Genomic DNA, 10,143 nt, shown 5'->3' with positions numbered 1-10,143 from the left:
GGCTTCAAGGGACAGCGGCAGCCGCGTGATTCCGTGCCGAGCCAGCGCGTCGTCCACGCACGCGGCGAAGAGGGCTTCCGGCGCGTCCACGGACAGCTTCACCGCGGCGGCCTGGGGGCACGGCCCGCCGGTGGGCGAGCGCCACGTGCAGCGCACTCCGCCGCCTCCGCGCACGCAGGCCAGGTTCGCGCGCTCGGCGTTGACGTCCACGTTCACCACCGCGGACAGCGTGGCGAAGGTGGGCGTCCACTGGACAGAAGGGGCGTCCGCGCAGGTGGCACCGGGGGCGCGCGCCAGCGCCAGGTCCACCACGTTCTCGCGGAAGACGAAGGGCGTGGGCGCCGCGCTGTAGGCATAGGCCGCGTCATCCCAGGCCCAGCCCGGGCCCATGCCGCCGTCCATGCCGTCCGTGCCGGAGATGCGCACGTTGCCGCGCCACTGGTGGATGCCGCGCGCCTGGAAGGCCTCCGCCACGCGGTCGCACGCGAGCGCCGTCTCCGGGAAGCGCCACGACCCCAGCGACGGGTCCCCGGACGCCTGCGCCACCACGTCGCCCAGGAACAGGCCTCCCGCCTGCGAGCCCTCCAGGAAGACCGGGGTGGTGAAGCGGAAGTCCGCTCCCAGCGCGGACAGCGCGGCGGAGGTGGACACCACCTTCATCGTGGACGCGGGCAACAGCCGCACGTTCTCGCGGTGGGTGAAGAGGGGCTCGCCGGTGCGTGCGTCCACCACGTACGCGCCCGCGAGCGCGCCGTCCGCCTCCAGGGTCTCCAGCAGGGCCCGGGTGACTCCGGGCAGCGTGTCGCGCGGGGCGCCGTCCGGCGTGGCGGCCGTGTGGGTGCAGGCGGACAGGAAGAGGGCAACGACGCTGGCGGAGAGGAGTGCGCGGCGCATGGCGGCGGCCACCGTATGTCGCGTGCCTGGGACTGTCATGGATTCCCGCCAGCGGGGTGGGGCGGAGACGTGCACGGTTGGACGGAGCCCGGCCGAACGAATATCGGCGGGGGCTATTCCCGGCCCTTCGCGTCCAGCCACACCGAGTGCCTTGACGCGACGCCACGCGACCCCCATCCTGCCGCGCCCCATGCCTGTCCTACGTGGTGCAGTGACCTTTTCGCGCTTCCGGACCGAGCCGGCCAAGGATGCGCCGTCCGACGTCAAGCGCTGGATGACCAAGGGACTCAAGTCCCATGCGTTCGAGCCCATCGACCGCCGCTCCGAGGAGGAGCGCGCCGCTGGCTTTGTCGAGCTGGAGAACCCGGAGTCCTCCGAGTTCGCCACCGGCAACCTCTACTATGGCGAGTACGCCCTCTTCTCCTTCCGCATCGACACGCTGAAGGTGCCCGCGTCGATGATGAAGTCGGAGCTGGACAAGTGGTCCGCCGCCTTCGGCAAGGAGAACGGCCGGCCGCCCGCGCGCGCGGAGAAGAACAAGCAGCGCGCGGAGTTGAAGCAGCTCCTGCGTCAGCGCGCGGTGCCGCGCACCAGCACGCTGGACGTGACGTGGAACCTGAAGACGCACACGGTGCAGGTCTGGGCCGCGTCGCGAAAGACGGTGGATGAAATCTGCGTGGCGCTGGAAGGCGCCCTGGCGGTGAAGGTGATTGGCATCACGCCCGCGTCCATGGCGCAGCGCGCGGGCATCGACGAGAAGGCCCTGGGCCCCACGGCGGAGCTCATTGGCATGGACCTGCCGGCGACGGCTTCGGTGGAGGACACCCATGGCGAAGCGTGAGCAGGCGAGGGAAGAGGCGGCGTTCGCTCGGGGCGATGTCGGCGTGGATGGTGCCGCCACCGAGGAGGAGAAGGACGAAGCCGAAGTCGAAAAGGGCAAGGCCCGCGAACAGCTGCTGCGCGGCCGGGCCTACCTGGGCCGCGAGTTCATGACGTGGCTCTTGTGGCGCTCGGAGTCGGGCGACCCGCTGGTCGAGCACGCCGGCGCGGGCGTGGTGGTGCTCTACCTGGGCAAGGTGGTGCTGCGCGGCGTGGCGGGCGACGTCACGGAGATGAGCGCCAAGGGCACGCTGGCGCCGTATTCGGAGAACGTGCGCCACTCGCTGGACCGGGGCCTGCTGGTGTCCCAGGCGCGGCTGCGCATCTCGCACGGCGAGCGCGAATACGAAGTCACCCTCGATTCCGAGTTCCTGGACATCCGCGCCGCCAAGCTGCCCGCGCTCATGACGGAGGAAGAGGATGATCAGCTCTCCGAGCGTCTGGAGCTGACCGAGCAGCTCTCCGCCATCGTGGACGCGCTGGTGCAGGACTTCCTGGCCGTGCGTGCCGGCCGCGCCTGGAGCAAGCAGGTGGTGCCCGCGCTGAAGGCGTGGATGAAGGGCGAGGAGAAGGGGAGCGACCTGCTCTCCAAGGCCGCCCGCGCCAAGGGCCGTGACGCCCGCGCCGCCCGGGGCTGAAACATCCGGCTGGGGTCCACCGTTCTCGCGCCGCCGTCCAACGCGTTCAACTCGCGTTGGACGGCGCCGCGTCAGGACTTCCCGACGGTGAAGGTGTGAGTCCGGAGCATTGGACCGGGCTCCTCCAGACAGAGCACCTTCATTTCACCAGCGCCTCCACGCGAGGCTTGCCCTCCGCCGACGCGGGCATCCCCATCTCCAGCAGCGCGGACAGGGTCGGGGCCACGTCCACGGGGTTGATCTCCTCCAGGAACAGCCCCGGCTTCACGCCCTTGCCGGCGAACACCACCGGTACCTGCGTGTCGTACGAATACGGCGTGCCGTGGTTCGTGCCGCGCGGGTAGTCGCTGACGACCTGGAACGGCTTCGCCATGAACAGCACGTCGCCGCTGCGCACCGGGTAGTAGCCACGGCGCATCGCCGCCATGAGGCCTCCCTGGTCCGGCGCCGTGTCCAGGTCGTCCTTCGCCACCGCCCATACGGCATAGGGCTGCTTCGCCAGCCACACCGCCGCCGCGCGCCGCACCGCCACCGCGTCCACCTGTCCGGACTCCAGCGCCTTGCCACCCAGGTACACGTCCAGCTCCAGCAGCTTCACCGTCACGTCCACGCCGAACTTCGCCTTCAGCTCCTGCGCCAGGCCCTTCGCCGCCTCCACCGGGTTGAGCCGCGCCGCCGGCACGCCCGCCTGCGCCCACGCCTCCGGAATCTCCGCGCCGCCGTGGTCCGCCGACAACGCGATGACCAGGTTCGCCTTGCCCCCCGCCGCGCGCTCGGCCGCGGCGATGAGCTCCCCCATCGCCACGTCCAACCGCAGCATCGTGTCCTGCATCTCCCACGAGTACGGCCCGAACGCGTGGAACACCGCGTCCGTCCCGCTGAAGCTCACCGCCAGGATGTCCGGCACGTCGTCCTTGCCCAGGCCCTCGCCCTCTAGCGCCGCCTTCGCCGCCTGCACCAGCAGGTCATGCGAGAACCCCGACACCGCGAACGCCCGGTACGACGCCGGCCCGGGCGCCTGGAGCCCGCCCTTGAGCTCATGCGGGAACACGCGGCCCATGCCGTAGGCCTCCGGCTCCATGGGGCGGTCGTCCTCGCCTACGTACTCGGCGCGCGGACGCAACAGCTCCCACGTCTTGCTGAACGCCGCGTCCGGCATTTTGCGCGCGTTGAACGCCTGCATCCACGCGGGCTCCGCCTTCGCGTACCAGGTGCTCGTCACCATCCGGCCCGTCGACTCGTCGAACCACCAGGCCTGACCCTGGCGCCCGGCCAGCGGAATGGCCGCCCGCGACTTGTAGGACAGCGCCACCACCTTGCCCCGGCCCTGCGTGGACACGCGCAGCCGGTCCGCCAGCGTCTCCGCCATCAGGTTCACCGGGCTGGTGTCCGACCCTGGAGGCGTCTCCCCGTTCAGCACCGGATGCGTCGGGTCCGTGTAGACCTGGACCGCCTGGCCGGCCGCGCGGTCGTAGATGTCGTTGTCCACGATGCCGTGGCGCCAGGGGTTCGCGCCCGTGGCCAGCGTGGCGTGGCCCGGCGCCGTCCGGGCCTCCGCGTAGGCGTACCGGGCGTAGGGGTAGTAGGCGCCCGTGGAGAGCAGCCGGCCCAGGCCCCCTGTCAGGCGCGGACGGTTTCTCAACAGGACGTCGCTGCCCATGGCGTCCACGCTGATGAACAGCGTGAGCTTCGGGGCCTTGGCGGAGGCGGGCAGGGCGAACAGGACGAGGAGGGCGGCAATCAGGCGCGACATGGTGCGGCAGCCTCTCCGGCCGGATGAACAGAAGCAACCAACATGCGCGCCCACCGCTTGGACACGTCACCCCGCCCTGATATGGGCGCCTCAATGGTCGAGGCACGGCTGCGCGTCATCTACGGCGACACGGATCAGATGGGGGTCGTCTACTACGCGAACTACTTCCGCTACTTCGAGTTCGCCCGCAGCGAGTTCTTCCGTGCCCACGGAGGCAGCTACCGCGAACTGGAGAGCACCGGGCTGCTGTTGCCCGTGGTGGAGGCCAGCGCCCATTACAAGGCGTCCGCGCGCTACGACGACATGCTCCTCATCCGCACCACCCTGGGAGAGTTGCGCCGCGCGTCACTCGTGTTCACCTACGAGCTGCTGCGCGACGGTGACTCCCCCACGCTGCTGTGCACCGGCCGCACCCTGCACGCCTGCGTGGGGCGCGACGGCAAACCGCAGCGGCTGCCCGAAGCCATCGCCCGCCTGAAGGCCGCGGACGACTCCGACACCTGACCTTTTTCCCTTCCCGAATTCCCGAACGAGGAGCACCCGACAATGGATCGCAACCTGGCAATGGAGGTCGTGCGCGTCACCGAGATGGCGGCCATCGCCTCCGCCCGCCTCATGGGCCGCGGCAACAAGGACGAGTCCGACCAGGCCGCCGTGGACGCGATGCGCCGCGCCTTCGACGCGCTGAACATCGACGGCACGGTCGTCATCGGCGAGGGCGAGCGCGACGAAGCGCCCATGCTCTACATCGGTGAGCGCGTCGGCGCCCGCACCGCCGGCGCCCCCGAGGTGGACATCGCCCTGGATCCGCTGGAGGGCACCAACCTGTGCGCCTACGGCCGCCCGGGCTCCATCTCCGTCGTGGCCATGTCCAGCCACGGCGGCCTGCTCAACGCGCCCGACACGTACATGGAGAAAATCGCCGTGGGCCCGCGCGCCAGGGGCGCCATCGACCTGACGAAGTCCCCCACGGAGAACCTGCGCGCCATCGCGGAGCGCATGAAGCTCTACGTGGAGGACCTCACGGTCATGATCCTCGACCGCGAGCGCCACGCCGACCTCATCAAGGAGGTCCGCGCCGCGGGCGCGCGCGTGCGCCTCATCGAGGACGGTGACGTCGCGGGCGCCATCGCCACCTGCTTCGAGGGCTCCGGCGTGGACGTGCTCATGGGCATTGGCGGCGCGCCGGAAGGCGTCATCGCCGCGGCCGCCATCCGCGCCACCGGCGGCGACCTGCAGGGTCGGCTGGTGCCTCGCAACCAGGGGGAGATCGACCGCGCCAAGAAGATGGGCATCACCGACATCCACAAGATCTACACCGCGGAGGAGCTGGCTCGCGGTGAGGTGATGTTCGCCGCCACGGGCGTGACGAGCGGCGACTTCCTCAAGGGCGTGCGCTTCTTCGGCGGCGGCTGTGAGACGCACTCCGTCGTCATGCGCAGCAAGACGGGCACCGTCCGCTTCATCCAGTCCATCCACAAGTTCGACAAGAAGCCGGGCTACGCGCCGTAAGCTGTCCGGCAGCCTCGCCCGTTCCTCAAGCCTTCCGGAGACACCGTCATGGCCGGCGCCACGCGCACCATCACCATCAACGCCCCCGTCGAGAAGGTCTTCGACATCATCACCAACTACGACCGCTACGCGGAGTTCCTCCCGGAGGTGAAGAAGGTCTCCACCTCCCAGCGCCAGGGGAACACCGTCCAGGTGCACTACGAGGTCGATGTGGTGAAGCGCATCCGCTACACCATCCGCGTCACCGAGGAGCGCCCCAAGCGCATGTCCTGGACCTTCGTCGAGGGTGAGGTGATGAAGGACAACAAGGGCAGCTGGACGCTGGAGCCCGAGGGCGAGGGCAAGACGCGCGCCACCTACAACGTGGAGATGGCCCTGGGCGCCCTCATCCCCAAGGCCATCATCAACACCCTGACGGAAACCCAGCTCCCCAAGATGCTGGAGGCCTTCAAGCGCCGCTCGGAAGCCCCCTGACGGCTTTCGTCGACAGCTTTCGTCACCCCTGACCTCGCGCGTCAGTTTTCCGCCCGCCTGCCTGTCATCCCGTACGGCCCGTGCCGTGCAAGGGAGCAGGAAGGCGGGCGGTCCCTTTCAGGCTGGAGCCGTGCCACGCGAGCGGAGGGGGGCCACCTGAAGTGAGTCGTGTTGCGGCGCGCGGCGGACCCATTAGGATCATGCGAATTTTGAACGTCCACGGACACTTCCCTGACATCCGTGGCACGGTTGCACTGTCCCGGATGTCAGGAGGTGGACGAGCAGCCATGCAGAATCAGGGCGCCATCCCCAGAAAGAAACCGGGGTTCTTAATTTGCATCAAAGAGATGTGGAAGTGGTAAGGGGGCGGGACGGCGGGCGTACATCGGGGTACGTAGGCTGAGGGAGAAACCGAACCCATGCTCGACGCGTTCATCATTGAAGAAATCAAGCGCCGCGAGCGGCTCCGCCGCGAGGATTACGAGCGGCCGGTGGTGGAGCTCCCACTGCCTGCACCCGATGACCGTCCCCACCGGAGGACGGACACCGAGGAAGAGAAGCCGTCACGAGGCGTCGTCGTCATCGACCTTCTCGGCTGATGACCCATCCCACCCGTGGCCCCGGAGCCACGGCGTGTCCCGGAGCCCGCGCCGGGCTGTCCCTCAACGGACAGCCCCCGCGGGCTTCGCACTTGCGGGCTTCCTCACCCCGGAGCCAGCAGCAGCAGGTGCCGGGGGTGGTACACCTCCCACAGCACCGTTCCCTTCTGGAGGGGGTTGTAGGGCTGGAGGGCCAGAAGGACCTTCTGGCGCCATTCCTCCGGCAGCGCTCCTTCACCGTGGAAGGCGCCCACCAGCGCCCCGGTGACGGAGGCGTGGACCTCCGTGTCGCCGCCCCGGTGGACGACGTCCAGGAGCGCCCCTTCCGCGGTGGGGACGTGGAGCAGCTCCCAGAAGGCCAGCCGGAACGCCGCACGCACCGCGTTATTGCCGGGCCGGTGCATGTGCAGCTCCGGGCCGTAGAGCTGCGGGTCGTCCTGGGCCGCCAGGGCCAGGTCCTCGCGCAGGAGCTTCGCGGCGAAGGTCACCTCCTGGACGTAATCTTTCTCCGTCTTCCCCAGGGCGGCGGCAGCCAGGGAGATGCCCACCTCCGCGGCGGGCAGCAGGTCGGCGGCCTTCAGGTTCGGGCCGCCCGTCACCGCCTTGGCGATGGCGGCGCACAGCCCCGCGCCGGCCAGCTGGCTGCGCGGGTCGAAGTGGGTGAGGGCGGTGTCCTCCAGCGCCGCCTTCGCCAGGGCGAAGGAGTCCTTTGTCAGGAGCACGCCCAGGGGCACCACGCGCGGCAGGGCGCCCGCGGGGGCCAGCCTCCGGAAGTTCTTCTGCCACACGCGCTTGCCGGCGTCCTTCACCTGGGGCGGGAGGCTGGCGTCACACTCCTGGAACAGCTCCTTCATGGGGTCGCTGACGGAGATGGCGTGCGGCTGCCAGGCCCGGTAGCGCTTGAGGGCGTCCCCCGCGTCGTAACGCTTCATGTCGCGCAGGCTCAAGGCCAGCGCCACCGCGAGCTGGGTGGGCTCCGTCACCTGCCCCTTGCGCAGGTCGTGCGGGCCGCCTCCGTACATGCCCAGGTACGGCCCCTCGGCGAGCTGGGGGAAGGCCGGCGCGTAGAGGGGCTTGCCCGCGACGGGGACGGCCAGGGCGTTGCCGATGGCGAGGCCCAGGAGGGCGCCCCGGGCGCGCTGACCGGGGAGCGGGTCGGGGCCCGTGAGGCGGCGCTTGGGAGGAGGAGGCATTCGGCGGCTGGACACTGTAGCAGGCGGCCTGTGCGAGCGTGCTTGCCCGTTCCGCCCGTGCTTCGTAGAACCGGCGCCCTATGACCGAGATCGCTCAAATCCTGGCGCGTGAAGTGCTCGATTCCCGTGGCAATCCGACCGTGGAGGCCGAAGTGCTGCTCGTGGGCGGCTCGCGTGGCCGCGCGACGGTGCCCTCCGGTGCCTCCACCGGCGAGCACGAGGCGCACGAGCTGCGTGATGGGGACAAGGGCCGCTACCTGGGCAAGGGCGTGCGCAAGGCCGTGGACCACGTGCGCGACACCATCGGGCCGGCGCTCATCGGCATGGACGCCGTGGACCAGGTGGCCGTGGACCAGCGGATGATCGAACTGGACGGCACGTCCACCAAGTCCAAGCTGGGCGCCAACGCCATCCTCGCCGTCTCCATGGCCACCGCGCGCGCCGCGGCGGACGCGCACGGCCTGCCGCTGTACCGCTACGTGGGCGGCCTGCAGGCGCGCACGCTGCCCGTGCCGCTGATGAACATCCTCAACGGCGGCGCGCACGCGGACACCCGCGTGGACGTGCAGGAGTTCATGGTGGTGCCCGCCGGCGCGAAGACGTTCGCGGAGGGCCTGCGCTGGGGTGCGGAGGTGTTCCACGCGCTCAAGAAGATTTTGAAGGGCCGCAAGCTGGCCACGGGCGTGGGCGACGAGGGCGGCTACGCCCCGGACCTGCCGGCCAACGAGGAGGCGCTCAAGCTCATCATGGAGGCCATCGACGCCGCGGGCTTCAAGGCGGGCGAGCAGCTGTTCCTCGCGCTGGACGTGGCCGCGAGCGAGTTCTTCGACAAGGGCTCCAAGAAGTACAAGCTCAAGGGCGAGGGCAAGGAGTACGACTCGCAGGGCCTGCTGGAGTACTACCGGGGCCTGTCCCAGAAGTACCCCATCATCTCCATTGAAGACGGCATGGCGGAGGATGACTGGGAGGGGTGGAAGAAGCTCACCGACGCGCTGGGTGACAAGATGCAGCTCGTGGGCGACGACCTCTTCGTCACCAACGTGGAGCGTCTGTCCAAGGGCATCGAGATGGGCACGACGAACTCCATCCTGGTGAAGGTGAACCAGATTGGTTCGCTGACGGAGACGTTCGACGCCGTGCGCATGGCGCACAAGGCGGGCATGACGTCCATCATGAGCCACCGCTCCGGCGAGTCCGAGGACACCACCATCGCGGACCTGGCGGTGGCGCTGGACTGCGGGCAGATCAAGACGGGCTCGGCGTCGCGCTCCGACCGCGTGGCCAAGTACAACCAGCTCCTGCGCATTGAAGAGGAGCTGGGCGCCGGTGCGCGGTACGCGGGCCGGTCCGCCTTCCGCTCGCTCGCGAAGAAGCAGTGACCGTGAGCACCACGCGCCCCCGCATCCTCGTCTCCAACGACGACGGCTACTTCTCCGAAGGGCTGCAGACGCTCGTGGAGGCGGTGAGCCCCCTGGGCGAGGTGTGGGTGGTGGCGCCTGACCGCGAGCAGAGCGCCGCCTCCCATGCCATCAGCCTGCACCGGCCGCTGCGCATCAAGGAGGTGCGCGAGCGGTGGTTCGCCGTGGACGGCACCCCCACGGATTGCTCGTATCTGGCGGTGAACCACTTGCTGAAGGACAATCGTCCCCAGCTCATGGTCTCCGGCATCAATCACGGCGCGAACCTGGCGGACGACATCATGTACTCCGGGACGGTGGCGGCGGCCATGGAGGCCGCGTTCCTGGGCATCCCGGCCATCGCGTTCAGCCTGGTGACGCGGGGTCCGTTCGACTTCGGGCCGGCGGGCCGCTTCGCGCGGGCGCTGGTGACGGAGGCTCTGTCGAGGCCCCTGCCGCCCCGGATGCTCCTCAACGTGAACATCCCCGGCGGCGTGGAGCCGGACGGCTACGTCATCACGAAGCAGGGGCGGCACTCCTACGGCAGCAACGTCGTGGAGAAGGAGGACCCGCGCGGCCGCAAGTACTACTGGATTGGCGGCACGGAGTACGCGCACGACGACATCCCGGGCAGCGACTGCAACACCGTCATCGACGAGAAGCGTGTGTCGGTGACGCCGCTGCACTTCGAGATGACCGACCACGGTCGCATCCCCGAGCTCTCGGGGTGGAACCTGCAGGGCTTCAAGCGGCACGGTTCGGGCGGCGGTGCCTGAGGTTGGTGCCGGGCGGCTCCAGCCGAGC

Annotated in this window: 11 protein-coding genes; 8 read left to right on the top strand and 3 right to left on the bottom strand. The window is 69.7% G+C overall.

Features of this window, described 5'->3' with window-relative positions; genetic code table 11:
• Positions 1–894, bottom strand: an 894-nt coding sequence (locus tag D7Y11_RS26770; protein WP_233607401.1) for a D-alanyl-D-alanine carboxypeptidase, incomplete at its 3' end; no start/stop codon positions are given.
• A 190-nt stretch (positions 895–1,084) separates the two neighbouring features.
• Between D7Y11_RS26770 and rdgC the strand changes: the two genes are divergently transcribed.
• Positions 1,085–1,735: a recombination-associated protein RdgC gene (gene rdgC / locus D7Y11_RS26765; protein ID WP_120578242.1), complete on the top strand. Its 651-nt coding sequence runs from the start codon at positions 1,085–1,087 to the stop codon at positions 1,733–1,735.
• Entirely contained in the window at positions 1,722–2,411 is a 690-nt protein-coding gene (locus D7Y11_RS26760; RefSeq protein WP_120578243.1) for a hypothetical protein, read from the top strand. Before rdgC ends, D7Y11_RS26760 begins: the two co-directional genes overlap by 14 nt.
• 139 nt (positions 2,412–2,550) lie before the next feature.
• Here the strand turns inward: D7Y11_RS26760 and D7Y11_RS26755 are convergent, their stop codons facing one another.
• The gene (locus D7Y11_RS26755) at positions 2,551–4,164 is read right to left on the bottom strand and encodes an alkaline phosphatase family protein (RefSeq protein WP_120578244.1); all 1,614 of its coding nucleotides are present in this window, start codon (positions 4,162–4,164) and stop codon (positions 2,551–2,553) included.
• A 93-nt stretch (positions 4,165–4,257) separates the two neighbouring features.
• On the opposite strand from D7Y11_RS26755, the gene D7Y11_RS26750 reads away from it, so the two are divergent.
• The 4 genes from D7Y11_RS26750 to D7Y11_RS26735 all read left to right on the top strand — a co-directional run bounded on the left by D7Y11_RS26750 (position 4,258) and on the right by D7Y11_RS26735 (position 6,749).
• Complete coding sequence (locus tag D7Y11_RS26750; protein WP_120578245.1) at positions 4,258–4,668, top strand: thioesterase family protein; 411 nt, start codon at positions 4,258–4,260, stop codon at positions 4,666–4,668.
• Between the two features lie 42 nt (positions 4,669–4,710).
• Complete coding sequence (gene glpX / locus D7Y11_RS26745) at positions 4,711–5,676, top strand: class II fructose-bisphosphatase (RefSeq protein WP_121754530.1); 966 nt, start codon at positions 4,711–4,713, stop codon at positions 5,674–5,676.
• Positions 5,677–5,724: 48 nt separating this feature from the next.
• Complete coding sequence (locus D7Y11_RS26740) at positions 5,725–6,150, top strand: type II toxin-antitoxin system RatA family toxin (RefSeq protein WP_120578247.1); 426 nt, start codon at positions 5,725–5,727, stop codon at positions 6,148–6,150.
• A 419-nt stretch (positions 6,151–6,569) separates the two neighbouring features.
• Positions 6,570–6,749: a hypothetical protein gene (locus D7Y11_RS26735; RefSeq protein WP_043321424.1), complete on the top strand. Its 180-nt coding sequence runs from the start codon at positions 6,570–6,572 to the stop codon at positions 6,747–6,749.
• 104 nt (positions 6,750–6,853) lie between these two features.
• On the opposite strand, the gene D7Y11_RS26730 is transcribed toward D7Y11_RS26735, so the two are convergent.
• A complete protein-coding gene (locus D7Y11_RS26730) occupies positions 6,854–7,942 on the bottom strand; it encodes an ADP-ribosylglycohydrolase family protein (RefSeq protein ID WP_120578262.1) in 1,089 nt (362 codons plus the stop codon).
• Between the two features lie 80 nt (positions 7,943–8,022).
• On the opposite strand from D7Y11_RS26730, the gene eno reads away from it, so the two are divergent.
• Together eno and surE are read left to right on the top strand one after the other, a co-directional pair.
• The gene (gene eno / locus D7Y11_RS26725; protein ID WP_120578248.1) at positions 8,023–9,321 is read left to right on the top strand and encodes a phosphopyruvate hydratase; all 1,299 of its coding nucleotides are present in this window, start codon (positions 8,023–8,025) and stop codon (positions 9,319–9,321) included.
• A 2-nt stretch (positions 9,322–9,323) separates the two neighbouring features.
• Positions 9,324–10,115: a 5'/3'-nucleotidase SurE gene (gene surE / locus D7Y11_RS26720; RefSeq protein WP_120578263.1), complete on the top strand. Its 792-nt coding sequence runs from the start codon at positions 9,324–9,326 to the stop codon at positions 10,113–10,115.
• Positions 10,116–10,143: the final 28 nt, after the last annotated feature.

The sequence above is a fragment of the Corallococcus sp. AB018 genome, assembly GCF_003986945.1.
Taxonomy (GTDB): domain Bacteria; phylum Myxococcota; class Myxococcia; order Myxococcales; family Myxococcaceae; genus Corallococcus; species Corallococcus exiguus.
Note: the sequence above shows the minus strand (reverse complement) of the source record. Positions and strands in the feature narration are given on the sequence as shown.